Annotated in this window: 17 protein-coding genes and 1 pseudogene; 4 read left to right on the top strand and 14 right to left on the bottom strand. The window is 38.6% G+C overall.

The window, feature by feature from the left end; translation table 11 throughout:
- Positions 1-36 precede the first annotated feature (36 nt).
- The 3 genes and pseudogenes from QNH29_RS04495 to QNH29_RS04485 form a co-directional block, all read right to left on the bottom strand.
- Positions 37-1,686, bottom strand: coding sequence for a glycoside hydrolase family 13 protein (locus tag QNH29_RS04495; RefSeq protein WP_481858817.1), 1,650 nt, complete (start codon positions 1,684-1,686; stop codon positions 37-39).
- A 129-nt stretch (positions 1,687-1,815) separates the two neighbouring features.
- Positions 1,816-2,538, bottom strand: coding sequence for a ThuA domain-containing protein (locus QNH29_RS04490; protein WP_283863654.1), 723 nt, complete (start codon positions 2,536-2,538; stop codon positions 1,816-1,818).
- Positions 2,539-2,648: 110 nt separating this feature from the next.
- Positions 2,649-3,407 (bottom strand): annotated as a pseudogene (locus tag QNH29_RS04485) (sugar phosphate isomerase/epimerase family protein).
- A 127-nt stretch (positions 3,408-3,534) separates the two neighbouring features.
- Here QNH29_RS04485 and QNH29_RS04480 point away from each other — a divergent pair.
- Positions 3,535-3,867 carry a hypothetical protein gene (locus tag QNH29_RS04480; protein ID WP_283863653.1) on the top strand — a complete coding sequence of 111 codons (333 nt, stop codon included), beginning with the start codon at positions 3,535-3,537 and terminating at the stop codon, positions 3,865-3,867.
- Between the two features lie 161 nt (positions 3,868-4,028).
- Here QNH29_RS04480 and QNH29_RS04475 read toward each other — a convergent pair whose 3' ends face one another.
- The 8 genes from QNH29_RS04475 to QNH29_RS04440 form a co-directional block, all read right to left on the bottom strand.
- Positions 4,029-4,889: a PRD domain-containing protein gene (locus QNH29_RS04475; protein ID WP_283863652.1), complete on the bottom strand. Its 861-nt coding sequence runs from the start codon at positions 4,887-4,889 to the stop codon at positions 4,029-4,031.
- A gap of 57 nt (positions 4,890-4,946) precedes the next feature.
- Complete coding sequence (locus tag QNH29_RS04470) at positions 4,947-6,344, bottom strand: sucrose-specific PTS transporter subunit IIBC (protein ID WP_283863651.1); 1,398 nt, start codon at positions 6,342-6,344, stop codon at positions 4,947-4,949.
- A 138-nt stretch (positions 6,345-6,482) separates the two neighbouring features.
- Positions 6,483-7,829 (bottom strand): glycoside hydrolase family 68 protein, encoded by a 1,347-nt coding sequence (locus tag QNH29_RS04465; protein WP_283863650.1) that lies wholly within the window; start codon positions 7,827-7,829, stop codon positions 6,483-6,485.
- A gap of 110 nt (positions 7,830-7,939) precedes the next feature.
- The gene (locus tag QNH29_RS04460; RefSeq protein ID WP_283863649.1) at positions 7,940-9,280 is read right to left on the bottom strand and encodes a glycoside hydrolase family 68 protein; all 1,341 of its coding nucleotides are present in this window, start codon (positions 9,278-9,280) and stop codon (positions 7,940-7,942) included.
- A gap of 32 nt (positions 9,281-9,312) precedes the next feature.
- Positions 9,313-10,644: a glycoside hydrolase family 68 protein gene (locus QNH29_RS04455; RefSeq protein WP_283863648.1), complete on the bottom strand. Its 1,332-nt coding sequence runs from the start codon at positions 10,642-10,644 to the stop codon at positions 9,313-9,315.
- Between the two features lie 322 nt (positions 10,645-10,966).
- Positions 10,967-13,366 (bottom strand): glycoside hydrolase family 32 protein, encoded by a 2,400-nt coding sequence (locus QNH29_RS04450; protein WP_283863647.1) that lies wholly within the window; start codon positions 13,364-13,366, stop codon positions 10,967-10,969.
- A 333-nt stretch (positions 13,367-13,699) separates the two neighbouring features.
- Positions 13,700-14,872, bottom strand: a complete 1,173-nt coding sequence (locus QNH29_RS04445) for a Ger(x)C family spore germination protein (protein WP_283863646.1) — start codon at positions 14,870-14,872, stop codon at positions 13,700-13,702.
- Between the two features lie 27 nt (positions 14,873-14,899).
- The gene (locus QNH29_RS04440) at positions 14,900-16,501 is read right to left on the bottom strand and encodes a spore germination protein (protein WP_283863645.1); all 1,602 of its coding nucleotides are present in this window, start codon (positions 16,499-16,501) and stop codon (positions 14,900-14,902) included.
- A gap of 120 nt (positions 16,502-16,621) precedes the next feature.
- Here QNH29_RS04440 and QNH29_RS04435 point away from each other — a divergent pair, with 120 nt between their 5' ends.
- The gene (locus QNH29_RS04435) at positions 16,622-17,728 is read left to right on the top strand and encodes a GerAB/ArcD/ProY family transporter (RefSeq protein ID WP_283863644.1); all 1,107 of its coding nucleotides are present in this window, start codon (positions 16,622-16,624) and stop codon (positions 17,726-17,728) included.
- A gap of 558 nt (positions 17,729-18,286) precedes the next feature.
- Here QNH29_RS04435 and QNH29_RS04430 read toward each other — a convergent pair.
- The 3 genes from QNH29_RS04430 to QNH29_RS04420 form a co-directional block, all read right to left on the bottom strand.
- Positions 18,287-19,114 (bottom strand): glycerophosphodiester phosphodiesterase, encoded by an 828-nt coding sequence (locus QNH29_RS04430; RefSeq protein WP_283863643.1) that lies wholly within the window; start codon positions 19,112-19,114, stop codon positions 18,287-18,289.
- A 205-nt stretch (positions 19,115-19,319) separates the two neighbouring features.
- Positions 19,320-20,906 carry a response regulator gene (locus tag QNH29_RS04425; RefSeq protein WP_283863642.1) on the bottom strand — a complete coding sequence of 529 codons (1,587 nt, stop codon included), beginning with the start codon at positions 20,904-20,906 and terminating at the stop codon, positions 19,320-19,322.
- Complete coding sequence (locus QNH29_RS04420) at positions 20,903-22,723, bottom strand: sensor histidine kinase (protein ID WP_283863641.1); 1,821 nt, start codon at positions 22,721-22,723, stop codon at positions 20,903-20,905. The genes QNH29_RS04425 and QNH29_RS04420 overlap by 4 nt, the downstream gene beginning before the upstream one ends.
- A gap of 251 nt (positions 22,724-22,974) precedes the next feature.
- Between QNH29_RS04420 and QNH29_RS04415 the strand changes: the two genes are divergently transcribed.
- Positions 22,975-23,883 (top strand): carbohydrate ABC transporter permease, encoded by a 909-nt coding sequence (locus QNH29_RS04415; protein WP_481858816.1) that lies wholly within the window; start codon positions 22,975-22,977, stop codon positions 23,881-23,883.
- Complete coding sequence (locus tag QNH29_RS04410) at positions 23,883-24,710, top strand: carbohydrate ABC transporter permease (protein WP_283863639.1); 828 nt, start codon at positions 23,883-23,885, stop codon at positions 24,708-24,710. Before QNH29_RS04415 ends, QNH29_RS04410 begins: the two co-directional genes overlap by 1 nt.
- Positions 24,711-24,736 lie beyond the last annotated feature (26 nt).

The following is a 24,736-nucleotide window of genomic DNA, read 5'->3' as shown; positions in this document are numbered from 1 at the left end:
GAAAAGGGGCTCGTAAGAGAGCCCCTTTTTCATGATTTACTTTCTTAACACAATAGCTTCGTAAGGACGTAAAGTCCCCTTATTACCCTGTTCATAATTGGAAATAACCACTTGATATTCCTGCATTTTTGACAGCAAATCTTCCTCATCAATGACAATTTCGGAGCTACTAAAATTACACAATACAATCAGATGGTCATCCTGCCATTTTCTTTCGTAAGCAAATATTTCTGGATGATCCTTTAAGAGCAATTGGAAACTTCCTTCGACAATGATATCCAGTTCTCTTCGTAAAGCAATCAATTTTTGATAAAAATAAAAGATTGAATTTGGATCTTCCAGTGCTGCTTTAACATTAATTTCTTTATAGCGGGGATTCACTTGAATCCATGGTTTGCCGGATGTAAATCCTCCATTTTCCGAATCATCCCACTGTATGGGTGTTCTCGCATTATCTCTTCCCTTTGTGTAAATAGAATTCATGATATCCTCATGGGAATTTCCTAGAGATTTTCTCTCATGATACATATTGATGGTCTCGATATCACGATAATCCTCAAGGCAATCAAACTTCACATTCGTCATTCCAATTTCTTCACCTTGATAAATATACGGTGTTCCTTGCATAAAGTGAAGACATGTTGCAAGCATTTTTGCTGATTCTACGCGGTAGTCTTGATCATCACCAAACCGTGAAACAATCCGCGGCTGGTCATGATTGTTCCAATATAGGCTATTCCAGCCCTTATTATGCAGTGCCGTCTGCCACTTCGCCAAGTTTTCCTTCAAATCAGGTAAATATAATGGTTTTAAATTCCATTTACCTCCTGGTGCACTGTCTAAATCCATATGTTCAAAAGTAAAAATCATATTTACTTCTTCCCGATTAGGATCTGTATATTGGATGGCGTCCTCAGGTGAAGCACCCGGCATTTCACCAACTGTCATGACCGGAGACTTTGATAAAACCTCTTGGTTCATTTCATGCAAAAACTCATGAATTCTTGGTCCATTCATGAAGTAAGGGCTGCCATCGCCATATTGCTGCTGCTCATCTTTCACACCATCCGGAAGATCTGGATGTTTAGAAATAAAATTAATAACATCCATTCGGAAGCCGTCAATTCCTTTATCCAGCCAGAATTTCATCATTTGATATACTTCCTGACGGAGCTTTGGATTTTCCCAATTTAGATCTGGTTGTTTTTTTGAAAATAAATGCAAATAATACTCATTCGTCGTTTCGTCATGCTCCCAGGCAGACCCACTGAATACTGAGCCCCAGTTATTTGGTTCTTCCCGCCAAATATAATAATCTCTATATGGATTGTCTTTCGATTTTTTGGATTCTACAAACCATTCGTGTTCATCCGAGGTATGGTTAACCACTAAATCCATAATGACCTTCAGCCCTCTTTTATGTATTTCCGTGAGAAGCTGGTCAAATTCACCCATGGTTCCGAACTCTTTCATGATGGCTTGATAGTTTCGGATGTCATACCCATTATCATCATTTGGTGAATCATAAACAGGGCTGAGCCAAATAACATCTACACCCAATAACTTCAAGTAATCGAGTTTTTGGATAATCCCTTGGAGATCACCAATTCCATCTCCATTAGAATCCATAAAACTTCGCGGATAAATTTGATACACGACACTTTTCTTCCACCATTGATCATTCATTTTCACACTATGACCCTCCCGCCAAAATAATAAAAAATACTATAACATATAAAAACTCCTCACCCCAATAGGCAGCTGAGAAGTTATCTTCATCATTCTACTTCAAGCCTGCTTTTAATTTTTCCATTCTTATTTCCGTGCAATACCTTCTAGTGGTTTTGCATTTCCATAGACTGGACGTTCACGCTTTACCGGCTTTGCCCATTTTACCGCATTACTAATGACTCGTTGGATGTCTTTGTTGTGGTAAGTAGGATAGGTTTCATGTCCAGGACGGAAGTAAAATACTTTCCCGTTTCCACGTTTGAATGTACAGCCGCTGCGGAACACCTCTCCACCTTCAAACCAGCTTGTAAGGATCAGTTCATCTGGCTGCGGAATATCAAAATGTTCCCCATACATTTCTTCCTTTTCTAATTCAATATACTCTGAGATACCTTCTACAATCGGATGACTTGGACTTACTACCCAAAGTCTCTCTTTTTCGTCTGCTTCCCGCCATTTTAAATCACAACTGGTTCCCATCAATGTCTTAAATATTTTTGAGAAATGCCCGGAATGAAGAACAATCAGACCCATACCGTCGAGAACGCGCTGCTGAACCTTTTGAACAATTTCATCCTTTACTTCACCATGTGCTAAATGCCCCCACCAAACTAACACCTCGGTATTGTCTAGAACTTCATCCGTTAAGCCATGCTCTGGTTCGTCTAGAGTAGCGGTCTTTACTTCATGACCGTTTTCTTTTAAAAATTCTGCTATTGTACCATGAATGCCGTCAGGGTATATATCTCTTACAACCGGATTTTTTTGTTCGTGACGATTTTCATTCCATACAGTTACTTTTACCATGATAACCAAACTCCCTTTTGAGATTACTTTTCTATTATTTTAATGGATTGAACCATTAATGAAACTGCTTACATTGACACGTAGGGTGGAAAATATTGAACTCGGGTAACTTAATTATTATTCACTGTTTTTAAGTAATTCATGTTGATTTTAATGCTTTCAAATGGTGAACGGCGGCAAACATCCTGCTCGACCACCCACCACTCAACTCCGTTTTCCTTTCCTTTATGTAGCACGGCTTCAATATCAACCCGCCTGTTCCTAGCTCGGCAAAAAATTGTTCACCGTCTGTCGTCATGTCCTTTAAATGAATAAGGGGTGTTCGATTTTTGTATCGATCCATCCACTCAACCGGATTTTCGCCCGCTTTTGTCAGCCAATATACATCCAGTTCTGTTTTTACATTAATAGAGTGCGTTTTATCAAAAATGGCTTCGAGGATTGTTTTGCCATTTGAACTCCGCTCTAGTTCAAAGTCATGGTTATGATAGCAAAGAGTAAATGCCTTCCTGACGGCAGGTTTCACCAGTTTGATCCAAAAAGGAAATAAGAGCTTTGTAATCCTCAATGCTGCGGCGATCTGGCAGTAAATAAGGGCAGACCACATAATAGCTTCCTAATACTTTCTGATCCTCAATAACTTGATACAGATTATTTTCCATTTCTTCCAGAGGCACGTGACTGGCCGCTGCTTGGAGTCCAAACCCATCTAATAAAGCTCTAACTTCTTTTGCAGTCAATCCGCCATACCCGGCAAATTCAATACCATCAAAGCTAAGCTCAGCTACTTTTTTTTATGTTCCGGCAAAATCTTGGGCACTTTCTTCCCGCAATGTGAACATTTGGACAGCAACTGGAATATATGTCATCCTTCTTCCCCATTTCTAGAAACCTTGATTATTTAATTACATCTTATAGGGTGTTACAACATTTAAACATAGATGATATAATCAAAACATCTACTATTTTGCTATTTTATTAAAAAAGAGGGAGCATATGACAACTAATATTTTATTTTGCGGCTATTCGTATCACACTCATGGATATCATTCTCAGCACAAATCCGGCTACCCCTCCTATCTATTCCGCTTGCAAAGCAGCGTAGTGACTTCAAGTCCTCTGGACAATATTCACTCCATGGTTAAGAAACTTCAACTTATGAGTGAAGAAACAATCGATTTTCGAAACAGAATCTTCTGTATACAAAATGACAATAAAGTCGGCAAAAAATATGTTAAGCCAAATCTTCAAATATTAGAACATTATCTCCAAACTGGCAATCGCTTAAGTTTAATTAATAAGTGCTACCACTTCCTTCAAGCTTATTAATTAAAAATGAATTAAGTCACCAGGTATTCTGTAGTTTTAGACTGGATTTAATATTTTTTGTCGACCTTTTGTAAAAAACGAGTGTAAGGTCCTAAAATTAACTCAAAACATAAAAAGCCTTCCGAATAAGTCGGAAAGCCTTGAATATTATCTTATGAACATCAGCCTTCATGTTTGTTTTCCTGCATATTAGCTCGATTATAAAATCTTTGAATATGCATGGAAATATACATTAACTCTGCATCTGGGTATTTTATATGATATTTCCCTTCCACAAATTGACCAACTTCTTGTGCACAGGAAAATGCTTCTTTAAAATTTTCCTTGATCATCGAAGCCATTTTTGGATCATAGTCATGGTTCGTCTCATTTGATAATAGACTTTTAAGTGAAAAACGTAAATGGGTAATTAATCGTTCATATGACATCGTATCTTCGACAATATTTATATTTAAACAACTTTCAATGATTCTCGTAATTTCTTGAATAGTCGTTGTAATATCAATTGTTTCCTGCATATCGCCTGCATTCATTCTGGCAGTATGCATATGCATCGCAATATTTCCTACTTCATCTTCAGGAATTTCTACTCCTAATTTTTCTTTTATTAACTCCTTTGCCCAAAGTCCTATTTGATACTCTTTTACATAAAGAATTTTAATTTGATCAAGCAGTACATTTTTAATGGAAATACCATTTGTTAATCGTTCAATTGCAAATGATAAGTGATCACAAAAGGCAGCATGGATATGCTCGTTTACCATGACACCTAAGTCCTTTTCTGCATAAGTGATAATCTCTTCTGCTACTTGTATATGCTCTTCCGGTAAGAATTGTAATATTTCTTCGAATTTTTTATGCTCATTTGGATCCTTCATGATAAAAACTTTATCAATTTTATCTTGATTCACCAGATCATTCTTTCTTTTCTGGAATCCTATCCCTTCTCCCATCACAATCTTTTCTCCGTCTGCGTCTTTCACTACAACTACACAATTATTTAAGATTTTATTAATTCTCATATCTTTCACCTTCCTCCTTTGCTCTCGCATTTGGCTGTGATTATAATCATGACTACTTTATTCGGCTTCTTCATTCCCCCAAAGAATAAAAGTAGCTATGAATGCAGTCATTACAGAGATACCGAGACCAATAAGGTAATGCGCTAAATTCGAAATCCCTAATGGCGCTACAATAGCAATCATTGGAATTCCTGTTAAACCAAAGGAATTTGCCACGACATGTGTAAGAACCACATACGCTCCTCCAAAAGAACCTCCTATAGCTGCACCTATAAATGGTTTAACAAGTTTTATATTAATCCCAAAAATAACCGGTTCAATAATACCGAAAAAGGCTGAAAAAGCGGAAGGGATCGCAATTTTTTTTATTCTCTCGTTCCTTGTTTTAAAAAATACAGCTAGCCCCGCTCCACCTTGAGCAATATTGGCCATTGACCAAATCGGTAATAAAAAGTTCACACCTATCTCTGGATTTGCGAGTAATTCCATTTCGACTGCATGTAAAGTATGATGTAACCCCGTGATCACAATGAGAGAATATAAGCCGCCAAATAAAAACCCGGCGATTACTCCAGCTTTATAGACAAACTCAAATGTATTTGTCATGATGTCACCGATAAATAATGAGATCGGTCCGATAATTAAAAGGGAGATAAAACCAATAAATATAATGATTAAAAACGGGATAAGGAACAAATCTAATGAACTTGGGACCATTTTCCTTAAGCGCAATTCAAGCCTGCTCATAATAAAAACAGAAATTAATATCGGTATTACTGTTCCCTGATACCCGATTAAAGGTATATCAATCCCTATCACCTCGATATATTCTGGTACTTTATATCCAAGCGCAGAAGGATTTAAGAGGGCAGGGTGAGTTAAAATTCCTCCTATTACTGCACCCAGGAATTGATTGCCTCCAAATTCCTTAGCAGCGCTAAAACCAATCAATATTGGCAAAATAATAAAGGCAGCACTTGAAAAAATATCCAACATTTTCATTAAGGAACTATCCTGCGGTGCCCACTGAAACACCTTGATCATTCCGATAAGTCCCATTAATAAACCACTTGCAACAATAGCAGGAATAATAGGAACAAAAATATTAGACAAAGTCCTAGCAAATTGAATAAAAGGATTCATTCTCACCTTTGGCGGTTCAGTATTGGAGGTTCCAGAAACAGGATCTGGCTTTGTTTCATGAATTGCCCTGTATATCTTATTGACAACACCTGGAGCTAAAATAATTTGGAAAAGTCCCATTCGAGAAAAGGTCCCATGTACACCATTCATTTCATCTATTGCCGCTTTATTAACCTTGCACTCATCTTGAAGCTCAAAACGTAATCGGGTCGTGCAATGGGTCATCTTTTTAATATTGTCTTTTCCGCCTAATAACGGTAATAAGTCTTGAGCAATATCCTGAGGTTCTTTCCGTTTGTCTTGTATATTCATCCTCCACCTTGAATTTATAAATTCGTCCGTTTTGGCTTATTGTTGTGCCCTGATTTCCAGGTAAATAATGACAAATACTTTAACAATGTACAGTGGCGCTCAGTTATTAACTGAACGCCACTCTCGTATCCTAATCGATTATTTAAAAACACCTTGCTTCTTCTCATGAAGAATCTTTGTTTCATCACGTGTGATAGATATTTTTATGGAAGGTGCCAGCATTCCGCCAAAATGTTCCTTTTGATACTCTGGTGATTGTTCACCAATTTCATGAATATCTTTATCGTCAACATTAACATAATTCACAAAACTTATAACAGTGCCATTCGGCATAACCATCCAAGAATATGCCTGATACGGATTTTCCATTGGATTTGCAATGACTAGTCCACTTTTATTCAACGGTTTATAGCCTCCAAAGAGTGAGTCTGAAGTAAATCCATATAATCCTTCCGGCGCATCAAGGCCAGATGCGAATTTCTCAGTATGTGTTTTTGTAAAAAGATAATAGTTGTTTCCTTTTACGATTACACTTGGCCGTTCAAGTTCGTCATTAACATAATTTGCTTCTAATAAAGGCGGCAGCAGTTTAAATTTAGCCAACCCTTCACCAGATGCTTTTGCGATACCTATACTGCCATTAAAAGCTTTTGAACCTTCAGGGCTGACATGGTTTCGGCGGAATTCTTCGGACCCAATATATTCATGTTTAAATGGGCGGTCTTCAAGCTTTCCAGCAGAGTTTGCTTCAAATAAAAGATATTCTTCCCCAGTCTTCGGATCCTGGAAAAAATACGGGTCACGGAATGCATAAGAGGATTCTTCGTGTCCTGTTTGTTCCTTTGTTTGATAGTATTCACCATCTGGCTCAAGAATAATTTCATGTTCCGACCAATTCGTAAATGCCACACTGGTGTTTGTTGTACGAATATCTGCAGTTGCAGTTGCGATCCGCTGATCATAGCTCAGTTGAGTTTCATTGTTTTGTCCTGTAGCTGTGTAAAAGATTTGCAGCTTTCCATCTCGAGTAACAATGGAAGAGCCAGCCCATTGTCTGGATCCCAATGCTTCACCATCTTTAAAAACTGGGCCACCCGACACCCAGCTCTTTCCATCCTTTGAATAGAAATAATGTATTTCAGCTGTATCATGGCGTTTTCCAGGAAGTACATCCTTTGGAACGGATAAGGCGAAAATAATTTTATAGCCGTTAACAACAGCTGGATGACCATTTAAATCCTGCAAATGCCATGTATCCCAAATATAAGAGTCTGAAGAAATTTCAACAAGCTCGTCTTTATTAATTTCCGGTGCTGTATTATGGTCATTTATCATAAGATTACTAACATTTTCTCGTGTCCAGTTGAATGTATCTGTATTTTCTTGAGCAAAAACACTTGAGCTGACAATGGGTGTAAAAATAGTAAAAAGTCCTATAATAGCAGCTATAATAGATTTGCTCTTTTTGATTTTGTTCCTTTTCATCCCCTAAATACCTTCCTTGTCTATATAACGTTGTCCTCTTCTTTTCATAGAAAGGTCAGCCAATATTTTAAACGATTGACTGACCTTTCTCATTATTCTAAATCATTTCCTTATTGTTTAATCCAGCCTGGGCTTAACTCTTTTGCTATTTTTGTTGTGTCACCTTTGATTGACAGCTGGATTGTTGGAGCCAATGTGCCTCCAAAATGGCTAAATTGGAATTCTGGTGATTGGTTGCCAACATCACCAATTGACATATCGCCTAAATCTCCAAAATGAGCAAACCCGACCACATTTAAATTAGGAAGTACAAGCCATGAATACGCTTGGTATGGATTTTCCGGAGGATTGGCTAAAACCAAACCACTTTCATTCAGCGGCTCATAACCACCAATCAACGTATCGGAAACAAATCCATATAACCCTTCAGGTCCTTGCAGCCCTTCAGCATACTTATTGATATGGCTGTCAGTAAATAGATAATATTTTTTATCCTTTACAACAATGTGCGGGCGTTCTAATTCTTCATTTACATAATTTGCTTCCAAAAGTGGAGGCATCATTTTAAGTTTTGAAGGATCACCATCAACTACCTCTGCAATACCAATGTTTGCATTCGCATGAACGGCTCCTGCAGGTACAGGGTTCTTGCTGGCATACTCGGAACTTCCAGCAAATTCTTGTTTATATGTGCGCTCGCCTACAGTCCCCCCTGAATTTCCTTCAAATAAAATATATTCCTTATTCGTTTTTGGGTCTTTAAACCACATCGGGTCACGGAAAGCATAACCGCCGCCTTCACCCTTATGAGCCTGTTCTTTCGTCTGATAATATTTGCCGTCCGGCTCTAAAATGATCTTGTGTTTGCCCCAGTTTTCAAAATGAACTCCATTATGATCTGCAATAATATCACCTGTTGCCATGGCAAGGCGCTGCTCAAATGTCAACCGCTCCTCACCTCTGTGTCCAGTTGCTGTATAGAATGCATGAATTTTCCCATTATCCATCATGGCAGATCCAGCCCACTCACGAGAACCTAATGAAGCTCCTTCTTGGAAAAGTGTCCCGCCAAGAGTCCAATCTTTACCGTTTTTCGAGTAAAAATAGCGGATCGTTGCGATATCATGTACTTTACCCGGCAGCACATCATTTGGTGCGGATAGTGCAAACATCACTTTCCAGCCTTTCACGCTAGCGATATTTCCATCGCGATCAGTCAGCGGCCATGTGTCCCAAATATGATAACCTGGTGCTAATTTCTCCAGCTCACTTATATCTGTATAAGGTAAAGTATTGTCTTGATTAAGTTCAATTTTTGACACCTGTTCTCGTGTCCAATTTACCGTTTGCTCGGTGCTTTCTGCTTTTACAGTTAGTCCAGAAAAAGTCGAGGCAACAACACTTGCTGTTAACACGATTGCAGATACAGCTTTCTTATAATTAAAGATCATCCTTTTTCTCCTCTTCCTATTTAATTTAACGATTAACGATTTGCCCCAAATGGCTTAATTTCACCGTGTTTACCTTCATGTGTAATTTCAGATGTATCTCCATTCAGTTTCACTTTTAGAGTTGGTGCGAAGGTACCTCCAAATTTTACATTACCGTTCTCATCCTTCGGCTCGTTAATAAAGCTGATTACCTGTTGGTCTGGAAGGACCATCCAAGAATAGGCTTGATATGGGTTTTCCTTAGGATTTGCAATTACAAGACCACTTTCGTTCATTGGTTTATAGTCACCGAACAGCCCTTTACCAACAAAACCATAGACACCATCAGGACCAGTTAAGCCTGGAGCATAAGTAAATGTATGGCTGATGGTAAATAGATAATAATCATCTCCATTTACGACAACATGCGGACGTTCCATCTGGTGGTTTGTTCCCACTGACTCAAGCAATGGAGGCAGAAGCTTTAATTTTGTTACATCCTTATCAAGTACTTCTGCGATTCCGATATTACCGTTATACAATTCGGCTCCAGCAGGAACTGAGTGGGTTTTGCGGTATTCTTCATCACCGATATTTTCGGGTTTGATAAAATCTCTGTTGCTTCCAGCTTGTCCTTCGAAGATAATATACTCTTTTCCAGTGTTCGGATCCTGTAAGAAGAATGGATCTCGGAATGCCGTAATGATAGGACTATTTGCTTGTTCGATTGTTTCATAGTGTTTGCCGTCTGCTTCAAGAATGATTTGATGTTTCCCTTCATTCGTCAGATGGACACCGTTTTTATCGGCACTGATGTCAAAGGTAGTTTTAGCAAGACGCTGTACGGCTCTTTTATCCCAGCCATTGTAATCCCAATTATCTCTATCACCAGTTGCCGTATAGAATAAATGCACTTTTCCATTCTCATCTATCATAGATGTACCAGCCCATTGCATATAACCTAAGGCTTTATCATAGTCATAAGGGATTCCTGCGTAAGTCCAATCTTTGCCGTTTTTAGAGTAGAACATACCAATTCTTGCTTCCGTATGGCGTTCACCCCAACCTAGGGAGCGCGGTGCTACCAATGCAAAAGCCACGCGGTAGCCATTAACAATAGCCAGTGAACCATCTCTATTCTGAAGCGGCCAAGTATCCCATACCCATTGATCAGGTGCTACAAGATCAAATTCAAGATCAATTTTTGGTGCTGTTGTTTTATCTGTCGGCGTTACTTTTTCTGCTTGCTGACGTGACCAGATTGACGTGTAATCTGAACTAATTTCCTCTGCAAACGCAGGTGCTGCGGCTAGGCAATTGGCAGCCACGAGTGCTGTCAAAACTAGCTTTTTCAATTTTGATTTGTTTCGAGTTTTCATTTCCATTTCCTTAAATCCTCCATTTTCCGCGTGGTCATGATGTCTGTTTAGAATTTTCCTTCTTTTCAAACTAGTCAAATTCCTTTCCTAGGCAACAAAAAAAGACCTAAAATGTATAAGGGTGTGTCTACCAAAAGGTACACTTCGCCCTTACTACACTTTAGGTCTTGCCTGCTGTCCAGTCACAATCCCACATAATTTTGTTTATACGGAAGAGTATATGCTGTTGGACAGTTTATAGCAATAGGATAATATACCCTTAATTCCAAAAGGAATTTATAGTTAAATTTTCATAAAAAACAAATTTAAGAGAGTTTAAACCAATAGGTTAATCTTCCTCTCCTTTAATGGCTGTACCTAAATTCCATACTCTCATCAAGCGTACAAACGGATCCCCATCAATCCCATAAACTTCGAGTCCTTTTGATTGATCGAGCGTTGGAAATACGCGGGAAGAAATGCTTTTTTCATTATTGACATATGCTTCAACAATGGATTTATCAATAAATAGTTTTATCCTTAATGTATTGTTTTCAACGTTCAGCTCTCCGCCTTGGATTCCCTTTTCAATATCGGGATTTTTACTAGATCGACTGCGGTCAATCTGAATGGTTTTACTATCATGATTATAAAAAATAATCGTTTCTTCCTGATTATTTGGATCTTTTAATAGTTTCAAACCCGCCTCTTTCAAATGTGAAACATCTAATTCTAGCTCGATTTCTATTTGGTCACTTTGGATTTTTTCAAGCTGTTTATTTGCTTCATCCATTGAAACATTTTCAATGGATATTAGTTCTTCTCTTCGAAGTAATTGGACCTCATCAATCGGACGAATACCAAGATCTTGATTATTATTTAAATAGATTTCAAGCGGCAGGCCAGCTCCATGTGCCCACCCTGAGTGATATTTTTCTTTTTCCGAACGCCTGTCTTGTAAAATACTTGTTACAATGGTACGGCCATTCTTGTCTATAAAACCTTGTGCTCCTGTAAAATGTTCACCATAATCAAACATTTTAGGATCCTCATGATCAGGGATAAACTCCAGCCGTTCTGGGTCCCATGTCCCAATCCAATAAAACGTAAAGCGGGCAGCATCTGGACTGGGGGACTTAAAATAAGGACTGATCATAAATACATATTTTTGTTCACCTGTCTCCTTGTTTTTAATCGGTACTAAAAATGGAAGTTCCCATACATCTCCTGTACGCGGGTATTTTACTTTATCACCAATCATAAGCGGCTTTTCATACTTCCAGTTTTCTAGATCTTTGGAACTATAGAGTAAAGCTGTTCCACCAGCCTTTTCCACTCCTGATCCAACAAGCTGATACCAGTTGTCTCCATCTTTCCATACATAAGGATCGCGAAATTGTCCAAACATCACCTTTCCTTTTGGTGTATCGATATTTTCCGCTTGAATGGTTACAGGGTTTGGATTCATGTTCCAGTGATTTAAGTTGACATCCTTTGAATCTGCTGCGTGCGCCATACCCGTCATTTGATTCGGCTTCATTTCATCGTGTCCTGCTGTGTAAAATAACACTGGTACCCCATTTTCGTCATATGTTGCACTTCCAGACCACACGCCATCCCTGGCGGCTGTTCCCTCTGTTGGACTTAGTGCAACGGGACTATCTTCCCAATGAATCATGTCGTTACTTACAGCATGTCCCCAGTGAATCTGATGCCAAAAAGGACCAGCTGGATTAAATTGATAAAATAAATGGTATTTTCCGTTATAGTAAATAGGTGCATGTGGTTCATTCATCCAATGCTGTGGAGCAGTAAAATGATAATTAGGGCGATAGCGGTCTCCTTTATAAACGGTTCGATCAAATGAAGTATCTGGTATCGGCAGTTTATTGTTCCATTTGTTAATGACCTCCTCATAGTGCTGTTTAATAGATTCATTGCTAAATGCTTTACTGTACAATGAAACATTGTCCATTAACCCATTAAACATATTAACTTGGAATACATCAGACACAGCGGCTGCCTGATTGTGTTTGCCAACTAGTAACGGCAGATGAGCCGCTGGTGTAAACTCACTATGATTCGGCACTTCTTTTTCCATTATTAGTTCACCGTTTAAATATAGTGAGATTTTATTTGTTTCTTTTTCAAATTGGGCAACAACATAAGACCATTTATCTTTCGGTAAAATTTTCCCTTCCGGCGACCAAATTTCATGCCATTCACCGTTTAGGGCAAGCTGAAACGTTATATATCCATGCCGCCCCATCCCCACAATAAATCCTTGTTTATTTCCTTTATCGTGTTGATTGATAATAACCGAGGTTTGTCCATTGTCTCCCCATTCATAGGCTCTCGGTGCAACCCATGCTTCAATCGAAAAAGATTCAGCTGGTTTATTTACCTCTTCTGGAGCTATTTCTAGCCAATTTGAATACCCATCAAATAATAATGCTTTCCCGCTAATGCCGTTTTTCCATTCAGGATCTGATTTTAATCCATAATGAATAGCAGACAACTTGGATTGACCACAATCACGTGTGACTTTTCCAGCCCCTTCGTCAAATCCCCATTGATGGAGAGAATCATTGCCGCTAAGCACCAGGTCTAGGGATTGGTCATTCTTTTGATTTTTATTAGTTATTTCTAATCTAGATTTCTCTTGCTTTTCTATTAAAACTTCTATAATCGTAATGAAGCATAATGTTAAAACAAGTAACCCCATCAATATACTCTTATTCTTTTTCATCTGAAAAACTCCTTATTTAATATGATTTAAACGTTAGGCTGTGTTAAATAGCAAATAAAAAAGACCTAAAATGGTAAGGACTTATACACAAAGGTACATTCTGTCCTTAACTCATTTTAGGTCTTGCCTGCTAACCAGTCACAATCCTGCGATTTTGAATTTTACCTATCATTCTAGTTCATTTGATTATATCTATCAAGGGTAGAATTAGAATTGGTTAATTTTTGATTGCAGGATTAGTTTACTTCTTAATGGCCACCGGTACATTTACATTGCACGTAAATCATAAATATAGACTCCGTCTCAATAACGGAGTCTTGCTGCTTCTTCATTTTAATCTTTCATTTCTGGAGACTTAATGGTAAGCCCTGTACGGACGATGGAAACATGGGGATGTATACTCACCTCGAGCTCGGGGAATTCCTCCATCCACTGTTTTTTATACTGTTCTTTCCATGCTTTCGGATAGGTGCGGTAAAGAGCATTACCAAACCCAAATATATCGGAATGTAGCTGGTTTTGCCCCTTATCGAGAGCTAATCGGCATTTTTCCTTTACATCCTTTTCCAGCAGTGTTTGAACATAGTGCAACTCTTTCGGGTTGCCTAAATCTAATTTCGAGCCATTTTCAAAGAGTTCAACTTCCGCATTAATACTCACGTTCATCTTTACCTTACGCTTCTCAAGAATCGGTTTCACCTTTGACTGTCCTTTCATAAGCTGAACACCGATTTTTCCCCCTCCCTTTTCCTTTGGTACCGTCACCGTGATGTTAGCTTTTTCTATTTCATTACGAATCCATAGCACCCCCAATGTATCCTGATCATTCATCCATCCTGCCAATTTATCCTCATTAAAAACTGCCGTTCCAACGATAGCGGGAGTCTGCTTGGAATTTTCCCCGCCCTTTTCTTCAGGCATAATGGCAACTTGAGCACCAAGAGGGGAAATCCCTTCAGTTGTAAGCATATCGATAAAATCCTTAATTCTGATCCGAACTCCCGCTCCCATTTTCTGCTCTTCCCTAATAGTTTCTGAAGTGTATCTCTCCATGGAAGGAGTCAGTTTCAAAAGAGGTGCTGCTTCTCCCTTTGTAAACAATATAAAACTACGCAACCGTGCTTCCCTTACTCTCGAAATGAAATCTAGAGTCTGAAAAATACCATCCCTGGCTGCCCTTTCCCCAATGATTAGATTCCGGGAATGGGAAAAGAAAATACGACGAGGTAATTTTACTTGAAGTCTCTGAATAGCGTCCATCACTGATTCTCCTGTCTCTGAAATAAGAACGGTAGTTCCATCTCCGGATCCAGTACCTCCGGCACCAACAGGTCCAAGCTGCTTTGGAATCGCTACCTGAACCGAGACACGGAATTTTCCATTATTCATCTTATCGATGGCTGTAGCCATTACGATTGAAAGATCATTGACCTCTATTCTGCTCCAACAGCCAGTCAGTAAGACTATTAAGATGCAGTTGATGATCAGGACTCCTCGTTTTCTCATTGCGTTCTCCTCCAAACCAAGACTCTTCTAGTTCCTTCGACGGGGCGGCCGTGGACGCATGAAATGATTCATCCGTTCTTGATTCTTTTTCCCAGTTTGATCGGAACGATTAATCATTCCCCACCATGGTGTACGAACATAAATATCTTTCAGACTAGTTAAATTCAAAGGTGCCACTGGTGACAAATAAGGGACACCGAAAGAGCGAAGCCGTGCCATATGGGTCAAAAGAATCAACGTTGCCACTAAGATGCCATACAAACCCAATGTCGCTGCACAGATCATCATGGGAAATCGAAGTAAACGAATGGCAATCCCTTGACTGAAGGCAGGAAAAATAAAGGAAGATATACCGGTAATCGAAACAATAATGACCATCGATGCAGATACAATTCCGGCTTGCACGGCCGCCTGCCCAATCACAAGAGCTCCAACAATACTCACGGCCTGTCCAACGGGCCGCGGCAGACGAACACCAGCTTCCCGCAAGCCCTCAAAGGATATTTCCATAATTAAGGCTTCGACAAAGGCTGGGAAGGGAACGGTTTCCCTCCCGGAAGAGACACTTAGTAAAAGAGTAGTTGGAAGCATTTCTTGATGATAGGCAGTTATTGCAATATAAAGAGAGGGCAATAACAAGGCGCCTGCCAACATAAAAAAGCGAAGCCATCGGATGACGGTCGAAACCATAAAATGCTGATAGTAATCCTCACTCGATTGGAGCATTTCATAAAACGAAACAGGTACAAGGAGAGCAAAGGGCGTATTATCAACCAGAATCCCAATTTTCCCTTCCAATAAATAAGCAGCTACTTTATCCGGTCGTTCGGTATTGTTCACTTGGGGGAAAACTGAATAGGGGTTGTCCTGAATGAGTTCTTCAATATAATTACTTTCTAAAATTGCATCAATGTCAATTTGCCCTATCCTTTCCTTTACCTCTGCAACAAGAGCTTGCTCTGCAATTCCCTCGAGATATGTTATAGCGATTTTCGTATTAGATAACCGTCCGACCGTCATCTCTTCCATTTTAAGCTGAGGGGTTTTTAATCTCCTGCGAATCAAACTGGTATTGGTTCTAAGGTTCTCTGTAAATCCTTCTCTAGAACCACGGATCACCGCTTCCGTCGAAGGTTCTTCAACAGATCTCATCTGCCATGCTGGGGCGCTAATAAATAGGGATTGTTTTACTCCCTCCAATAATAAAACCGTTCCCCCATTCAAAATATGATCCACGACTTCCTTCATTGTCTGTCCTATACTCACCTGTGATACATAGATAACTTGATCCCGAAGAAAAGCTTCCATTTCTTTTAGAGGTATTGTTGCAGAAAGAGACGCCCTCTTCCCAAAATCCAATAAGGGTTTCACCACGTCAGAATCAATAATCTGGCTATCCACCATGCCATCTAAAAAAATAAGCCCTCCTTTTTGTATCCCGCCTAGCTGAAATTCACGGAACACAATATCGGAAGATCGTTCAAAAATCATTTTCAACTGCTTTATTTCATCGTGAAATTGACCTTTAAGTTGGTTAGAATGTAAATTCCCCGCCTTGTTGAATAAACGATGATCACCATTTTGATTCGATTTTAAGATTTTCTTTTCTAACCATCGCAATAGCCGCATCTCTATCCCCCTTTCCCTAAAAATTTTTCTTATTTTAACCATTTATTAAATAAATTACTAAATTTTGTTTACGTTAATAACTGTTGAATAACAAAAGTTGGGATAGGAGGTGGCGAAACCATGGAGAGAATATCCTCCGGTCAATTATTTATGCTTACCCTATTGTTTCAGATTGGCACTTCGGTGATATTTGGATTTGCCTCTGCAGCCGGAAGAGATGCTTGGCTGTCTACCTTGCTATCTACCGGAATCGGGACATGTCTTATCTTAATGTATCTGATCTTAATGCGTCTGCAGCCGGGATTAACCCTAGTTGAATGGTTTCCTACCCAATTTGGATTTTGGCTGGGAACCCCAATTTCTTGGTTTTATTGCCTTCATTTTTTATATAACGCGGGTCGTACACTGGGGGATATAAAGGATCTCATCCCAACGACCATTTTACCGGGTACACCTAATTGGGTCATACTTGGCATATTTATGATTGCCATCACCTATGCATTGTTTAGTGGAATTGAGGTTCTAGCCCGGCTAGCAGAAATAATATTACCTGTCATTTTAGTGTTGTTTTTGATTGAGATCATCTTAATATATTCCTCTGATATAACCGATATCGGGCGATTGCAGCCGGTTTTGGGGGAAGGATGGGGGCGTATTTGGAAAGCTGTATGGCCGGCAGGTATCCAACAATCATTTGGGGAGACCCTAGAGTTTGCAATGATCTGGACATTATGTGCACCTTCAAAAAGGATAATTAAAGCGACTCTTTTAGCCTCCATTGTATATGGAATTCTCCTTTCCAGCTTCGATGCACTGGCGATTCTTGTCTTTGGCGAAGGCACTTTTTCAACGAGCAGGTACCCCTTATACCGATTAGTCAAAGTCATCTCTGTTGCGGACTTTCTCGAAAACCTAGATGCATTGGGAATTTTGTACTTTATGGGAACCGCCTTTTTTAAAGTGACAATCCAAATGTATGGAGCCATTCGGGGAATACAGCTATTGTTGTCCCTTCGTGACAGCAGGTCACTCGTTTTTCCTATTGGAGCTGTTGTCTTATTTTTAGGATTGACAATGTCCAAGAGCACATCAGAACATTGGTTTTCAACAACGTATCTTGGGCAGCCTGGACTAATAATGTATCTGTACCTTCCTGGTCTGCTATTGATTCTGGTACTTATTCGTAAGAAAATATCGAACGCTAAAATGGAAAAAAGCGGCTACTAGTGTGAATAGGAGTTGAAATTGAAAATGGAAAAATTTCTTTGGCCGTGGCAGTCGGAAGTAATCATTGATTATCCTTGGACATTTTACGTATTCCTTTTTTCTCTGTCTATTATTTTCTCCTTCATAACATGGGTAAGAAAGAAAAGTAGATAAACCCAAGCAATATATATAAAAGCAAGAATTAAGTGTGTGGAGTTTTCCCCGTTTTTCAGCACTTCGTGAAATTTTTAGTAATAAAAGAGCACCAAAAGGCTAAAGTTTTGAGTGGTAAGTTCAAAAAATGAGATTGATGAACTACTGGTAAATGGCAGACCAAAACAGCGGCAACTATCATTTAGTATCGAAGGTGATGGGTGGAGGAATGGTGGAACACTTCCGAAATGCCGGCTGTCTCCAGAAACGATTTGGAAGATAAGCTACTGGGTCTATGGCGCTATATCATGATTGAAAAACGCCGTCTAGCCACAAGCCAAAACAAAGAGCTCACAAGCTATTTGCTGCGTGCTCTCTGCTTACTTTAGAACGGCCCATTAAGGAAACAGTACCTGATAGTTTGTCCTATTTCCTTGGGTCTACATAATCAGGATAATCCGTAATGATTCCATCTACGTTCATTTCTAAAAGGAAATCAGCTGCTTCTTGGCTGCGAACCGTCCAGGATTGAATTTTCATTCCAAGTGAGTGTACTTGATCAACCAATTCTTTAGATACAATTCCGTAGCTTGGGTTAAAGTAATCCGCATACGTTGCAAATTCTTTCAAAGCTTGTTCTGTTGTGTGGGCTCTATTGGATGTAAGGACACCAATCGGAACCTTTGGCAGCAGGCTGTTAGTTATTTTCATAGATTCAAAATTAAACGATTGAATAATAATTTTTTCATTCTGTGGTTTATCGAGATTGCGCTCCTTTAATTCCTGTGCAACCTGTGCTTCAATTCCAGGATAAAGCTCAGGTGCCTTTAATTCGATTAAAATACCTACTTTTCCGTGATAACGGTCAAGAATTTCATCAAAAGCAGGGATTTTTTCACCTTTGAATTCTTCCCCCTTCCAGCTGCCAGCATCAAGGCTTCTAATTTGTTTAAAGGTTAAATCCTTCACACTGCCCGTCCCATCCGTTGTTCTGTCAACCGTTGTATCATGAATGATGACCAATTCCCCATCCTTGCTTCTTTGGACATCAATTTCAATATAATCTGCTTTCATTTCGACGCCTTTATCAAAAGCGGCAATTGTATTTTCTGGTGCATACCCTGTTGCACCACGGTGAGCAACATTATCCACTTTTCGTAGTTCCCCTGTTGTTTCTGCTGCAAAAGCCTGTTGCAAAGGACTAAATAATAAACTAAAAGTCAGGCCTGCTCCAATCACAAATGCTTTTTTCATTTTCTCCATCTCCCTTTTATTTGTCTGCTATTACAAATAAAATTCTACGGGGGAATTGTTTAGCACATATGTAGTTACCATTTAGACTTGGTTAAAGTCATGTAAATAAACATAGTGAATTATTCATAAATTAATTTACAAAAAATTCATTCTTTTTCCTATTGCAAAAAATAAGCAGTGAATGAAGAGCATTCACAGCTTATCGCTAGTTCTCATATTCTGCTCGGTACTCATTTGGAGTAATTCCCTCAACCTTTTTAAATACCTTCCGAAAATATTTATCATCTTGATAGCCAATCATGTTCGCAATCTCATAGATTTTTAACTGACTATTCTTCAATAGAGATTTTGCTTTGTCCATTCTAATTCTTACGATATAGTCGGAGATGTTCTCATTAAATTCCTGTTTAAATTTCCTTGAGATATATTCTCTACTGATATAGAAATGTTCTGAAATCTCCTGCAGTTTTACATCCCGGTCAAAATTCTCCTGAACGTACTTTTCAATATCTTTAATGATACTTTTGTTTTTGTGCAGCGTACTTTTCTTCACTTTTTTCAAAAAGATAGCGATTTCACGTTTTATTCTTGTTTTATATGCTTCTAATTTAAATGTGCCGCTTGAATCAAAAAATAAATCTATTCTTTCTTCCATTTCTTCGGATACCTTTAACGGAATCTTATAATACTTAAACCACTTATTGCTTATGACCATATACTCATTTTCTAAATGTAACAACTGCCTGGTTGATAAATAGTTTTTCTCTGTAATATCCTGTTCAATTTGATGTATTACTTCTTCAAAAGCACCCATTTCACCACTTTTGACTGCTAATTCAATACTTGCTGCATAGGACATCAAATCCTTAACCATTGGTGTTGATTGTATTCCGGATAGAAAAACTCTACTCTCACTCTCTATCAAGATATTTCTTCTTGATAAAACCTTTCTGGCATGATGATAGGAATCAATCAACTTGGTGCTGCTATCTATTGGTTTCCCAAGTGCAATGGGACAAGAAATATCCATTACATTCTTTAGTGTTCGATACATTCGAATTAATAGACTTTCGATTTGCTCGAACTTGTCCCAAAAAATGATGATAATTTGACCTTTTTTTGATAAGTACCGAAACCCAATTCCACACTTATACTCCATCAAAATTTCATTAATAACATTTAAGATTGAGAAATAGGTTAAATCTCGATCTCCTTTAAATGCCTCTATCGTCTTTCCTTCTACTCGGACAAGAGCAAGAATGTATGACCGAGATGGTTGTAACCATTCAAATTCTTTATATAATTCATCCTGAATACTGTCGCTGTTCATTAACTGTGTCAACTTACGATCTAGATAAACAGGTTTCATTTCATTAATGAGCAGGGAGCTCGTTTCTTTTCTCTTCCTATCCTCTTCTTCCTTCTTCCACTCATTAACAGCTTTTTCCAATGTTTGATTCAAAATTTCAGGCTCAATAGGCTTTAATAGATAATCTGAACTGCCGAAATGAATCGCTTTTCTCATATAATGATAGTCATCATAGCCAGTCACCACAATGGTCTTACTGTCTGGCTGATTTTCCTTTATCCATTCTAAAAGCTGAGTTCCGTCCACTTTTGGCATCTTCATATCTGAGAAGATAATCTCTGGTCGAACAGCTTTGATAAGCTGAATCGCTTCTTCACCGTTTCCCGCCTCATATATTTCTAGAATTCCATTTTGTTCCCAATCAGCCAGTATCTTAATACCTTCTCGCACATGTTTTTCATCATCAACAATTAACGCCTTCATGAATGGTCCACCTCTTTCGGCATTCCCTTTGGAATCACGATTGTAACCGTAAAACCGCCTTCTTCATTTCGGTTAACAGACATGTTTGCCTGATTAGAATAATAAATCTGCAATCGATCAAGAATATTTTTCAACCCAATCGCTTCTCGTTGCTTGTCTTCATTTGAAATGCCATAAAACAGCTCAAGTCGAATCTTTTCAAGCTGCTCATCGCTTGGGCCAGTTCCATTATCCTGCACTTGAATACATACCTGATTGTCGTTCAGGGTGGAGGCCTCTATTTGAATCCTTACTTTTTCTACCTCTTGATCAAAGCCATGTTTAAAACAATTCTCCACAATGGGCTGTAATATCATTTTTGGAACGAGAATATCTTTGATTTCTTCCTCGATCACTAGTTCAAAATCAAACTGTTCATCAAATCGCTGTTTTTGCAGTAATAGGTAGGAGTTAACATGATTCAGTTCTGCAGTAAATGGAACAATATCATCCTTCATATTCATGCTGTATCTCATAATATTCGCTAAGGAAGTGAGCAGGGTATAAACCGGAACCGCGTTAGACTTGAGGGCCAATGTTCCAATAGACTGAAAAGCGTTATAGAGGAAATGCGGATTAATTTGCGATTGCAGTACCCGCAGCTGTGATGCTTTATTTTCAATCTCCAATTTATATTCTCTCTCAATTAATTCATCAATTTTGGCAATCATTAATTTAAAATGTCTTCCCAGCATACCAATTTCATCCGTCCCGAGTGTATCAAAATCAGCCTTAAATTCACCAGTTTCTACTTTTTTCATATTTCGAATCAACACTTTTATAGGGGCAGTGAGCTTAAATGAAACAAAGAGAGTTCCAAGTAAAGCAAATACAAGTGTAGCCAGACCTATCAAAATGTTGATGAAGGCTGTTTCTCTAGCATCTTTATAAAGAACATCGTATGGAATTCGTTTCACAATATACCAGTTTTTAAACGATTCCGAAAACCTTTCATGGACGATGAAACCTGCAAACTGTGCATCCTTCCATTCAAGACTTTTCCCGCCTTCCGGCTCCTTCTTCACTTGCTTAAACCACTTTTCGTTATTAACTTTTCCAAGCTCTTTTTCATCGGAAGAATAAATAATGATGTCATTTTCATTCATGATATAAAGATCCTCTGAATCTTTCACATACAAACGTTCAGAGATGTCACTAATTTTTGAGAGATTAATATCAATTGATAAAAAGCCTAAAAATCTTTCTAACGGGACATCCCTAATAATATTATGGAAACTTAATACCGCCTGTTTCTCCGAATTTGGAATTACCGATATTTCGTTATAACTATAGATTTCATGGGGTGGTTCAATGATTGAGAAACCGGGATACTGCCTTAATTGGGAATAGTAGGGATGAGTAAAAACATCCTCATACTTCCCCCTCCCGCTAATTCTTGAATGATAATTCGTGTAGGACTCTTTTTCTCGATCAATATAGAGATGCATCTGTTCAATTTCAGGACGAGAATTGAATAAATAAGCAAGTGCTCTCCGTATTTCTTCCTGATTACTGCTAAAGTTCTGTGAGATTCCTTCTCTCATCACATTCATAAATGGTGTATACCTATAAAGGACGGATGACATTTGCGCTACATCGTTTAAATAAGTAGTCAGTTCTTCTTCACCTTTTTCAATCAACTCGTGATTGGTAGAAACAAACCGTTCATCAAGTGACTTTGTCGTGTGAAAGTACGTAATTGCAATGGAACTTCCAAAAGGGACAACGGCAGCTAAAAGTAAGAAGATAATCAGTTTTTTCCGTATACTCCATCCCATATCGTTATGGCTAGTTAACTATAGTAATAAACTAACCTTCCCCCTTGCCATGATTTTTAGAACATTGTAGCACAGTTTTATTTGTAATAGTTCAATATTTTGACAGTTCAATATTTTCCACCCAACTGGTCAATGTAAGCCGTTTCATAATTCTCTGTAACAATTAGAATAAGGTTATGGAGGTGCAGGGAATGAATAACGAAAGTAAACTGGAAACTGTAAAGGGGTCACCCATCACTAAGCAGGAAAGCATGCACGTTTCTGCGTCAGTTTCTTTTCTGAATAAGAAGAAATGGAAAGATGCAGGATTATTTGCCCTATTCGTCGGTCCAGTTTTGTTAGCATTTACACTAATCGTGTTAATCCCCTTCTTTACAGGTATTTACTATGCTTTTACAGATTGGAACGGGATAACAGGAACCGTCAAATGGGTGGGACTTGATAATTTTAAATACCTTTTTACAGAGGACAAGCAATTTCAACAATCATTTATGTTAACAACTAAATATACATTCGTTTCCATTATCCTAACCAATATAATTGGTTTTGGATTAGCATTACTTGTGGCACAGAGGCTAAAAACGAGAAACCTTTTACGCACCGTCTTCTTCATGCCAAACTTAATTGGCGGTTTGATCTTAGGATTTATCTGGCAGTTTATTTTTGTAAAAGGATTTGCATCAATAGGAGAGTTAACAGGGATTCCTCTTTTTGAGTTAGCATGGTTAGGAGATGCAAATACTGCATTCTGGGGAATTGTTATTGTTAGTCTGTGGCAGGGAGCAGGCTACATTATGATCATCTATATTGCAGCATTGCAAAACGTCCCACAGGAATTAATTGAAGCAGCAAGAATTGACGGGGCCAATAGATTTCAGATTCTTCGTCATATCACCATGCCGCTTGTTGCACCAGCTGTCACGATATGTTTATTTTTAACAACCGCTTCATCTTTTAAAGTCTTTGATGCCAACCTGTCTTTGACAAACGGCGGTCCATTTAAATCTACAGAAATGCTGGCGCTTAACATTTATACAGAAGCTTTTGTTAATAACCGTTACGGTATTGGCGAGGCAAAAGCATTAATTTTCTTCCTTGTCGTAGCAGCGATCACCGTCCTTCAAGTCACGATTTCAAAGAAAAAGGAGGTTGAATCCTAATGGGCAACAGGTATACATGGAAAACATCCATTGTTGAAATCCTTGCGATCCTGGTCGGTCTTGTCTTTTTAGTCCCCTTCTATTATGTGTTTTCAAACTCCTTAAAATCATTTGCTGAGATTTTAACCAATACATCGGCCCTGCCGAAAGTGCTAATATTCGATAACTATGTTAATGCATTCGAAAAACTAGACTTCTTACTTGTATTTAAAAACTCGTTAATCATTACTATTGCTAGTAATATCGTTCTCGTCATCTTTTGTTCAATGGCAGCGTACATGCTCGTTAGAACCAAAAAGAAGATTAGTAATATCATTTTCATGACATTCGTTGCCGCGATGATCATTCCGTTTCAGTCAATCATGATTCCACTGATTAAAACAGCGGGTAACTTGGGTATTTTGAACAGTATCTGGGGTCTTGTCTTTATGTATTTAGGATTTGGATCAGGCATGACCATTTTCTTGTATCACGGTTTTATTAAAGGGATTCCGTTAGAGCTTGAAGAAGCAGCCATTATTGACGGCTGTTCACGTTTTGGAGTGTTCTGGAGAATTGTTTTTCCATTATTAAAACCGATTACGGTGACAATCGTCATCTTAAACAGCCTATGGATTTGGAATGATTTCTTATTACCATCACTTGTTCTTCAGGATCCAGAACTTAGGACCATTCCATTAGCAACCTTCTTCTTCTTTGGACAGTACACAAAGCAATGGGATTTAGCACTGGCAGCATTAGTAATCGGGATTATCCCATTATTAATCTTTTTCTTTACCATGCAGAAACACATTATTCAAGGAATTACCAGTGGATCGATTAAGTAACACAGGGCACACCCTCTGTAGGCTGC

The organism is Neobacillus sp. DY30 (assembly GCF_030123065.1).
Taxonomy (GTDB): domain Bacteria; phylum Bacillota; class Bacilli; order Bacillales; family Cytobacillaceae; genus Neobacillus.
Note: the sequence above shows the minus strand (reverse complement) of the source record. Positions and strands in the feature narration are given on the sequence as shown.

Excerpts from the sequence above, each read along its gene's own strand:
- QNH29_RS04495 (WP_481858817.1), bottom strand. The coding sequence starts at position 1,686 with ATGAATGATCAATGGTGGAAGAAAAGTGTCGTGTATCAAATTTATCCG.
- QNH29_RS04490 (WP_283863654.1), bottom strand. The coding sequence starts at position 2,538 with ATGGTAAAAGTAACTGTATGGAATGAAAATCGTCACGAACAAAAAAAT.
- QNH29_RS04480 (WP_283863653.1), top strand. The coding sequence starts at position 3,535 with ATGACAACTAATATTTTATTTTGCGGCTATTCGTATCACACTCATGGA.
- QNH29_RS04475 (WP_283863652.1), bottom strand. The coding sequence starts at position 4,889 with ATGAGAATTAATAAAATCTTAAATAATTGTGTAGTTGTAGTGAAAGAC.
- QNH29_RS04470 (WP_283863651.1), bottom strand. The coding sequence starts at position 6,344 with ATGAATATACAAGACAAACGGAAAGAACCTCAGGATATTGCTCAAGAC.
- QNH29_RS04465 (WP_283863650.1), bottom strand. The coding sequence starts at position 7,829 with ATGAAAAGGAACAAAATCAAAAAGAGCAAATCTATTATAGCTGCTATT.
- QNH29_RS04460 (WP_283863649.1), bottom strand. The coding sequence starts at position 9,280 with ATGATCTTTAATTATAAGAAAGCTGTATCTGCAATCGTGTTAACAGCA.
- QNH29_RS04455 (WP_283863648.1), bottom strand. The coding sequence starts at position 10,644 with ATGGAAATGAAAACTCGAAACAAATCAAAATTGAAAAAGCTAGTTTTG.
- QNH29_RS04450 (WP_283863647.1), bottom strand. The coding sequence starts at position 13,366 with ATGAAAAAGAATAAGAGTATATTGATGGGGTTACTTGTTTTAACATTA.
- QNH29_RS04445 (WP_283863646.1), bottom strand. The coding sequence starts at position 14,872 with ATGAGAAAACGAGGAGTCCTGATCATCAACTGCATCTTAATAGTCTTA.
- QNH29_RS04440 (WP_283863645.1), bottom strand. The coding sequence starts at position 16,501 with ATGCGGCTATTGCGATGGTTAGAAAAGAAAATCTTAAAATCGAATCAA.
- QNH29_RS04435 (WP_283863644.1), top strand. The coding sequence starts at position 16,622 with ATGGAGAGAATATCCTCCGGTCAATTATTTATGCTTACCCTATTGTTT.
- QNH29_RS04430 (WP_283863643.1), bottom strand. The coding sequence starts at position 19,114 with ATGAAAAAAGCATTTGTGATTGGAGCAGGCCTGACTTTTAGTTTATTA.
- QNH29_RS04425 (WP_283863642.1), bottom strand. The coding sequence starts at position 20,906 with ATGAAGGCGTTAATTGTTGATGATGAAAAACATGTGCGAGAAGGTATT.
- QNH29_RS04420 (WP_283863641.1), bottom strand. The coding sequence starts at position 22,723 with ATGGGATGGAGTATACGGAAAAAACTGATTATCTTCTTACTTTTAGCT.
- QNH29_RS04415 (WP_481858816.1), top strand. The coding sequence starts at position 22,975 with ATGCACGTTTCTGCGTCAGTTTCTTTTCTGAATAAGAAGAAATGGAAA.
- QNH29_RS04410 (WP_283863639.1), top strand. The coding sequence starts at position 23,883 with ATGGGCAACAGGTATACATGGAAAACATCCATTGTTGAAATCCTTGCG.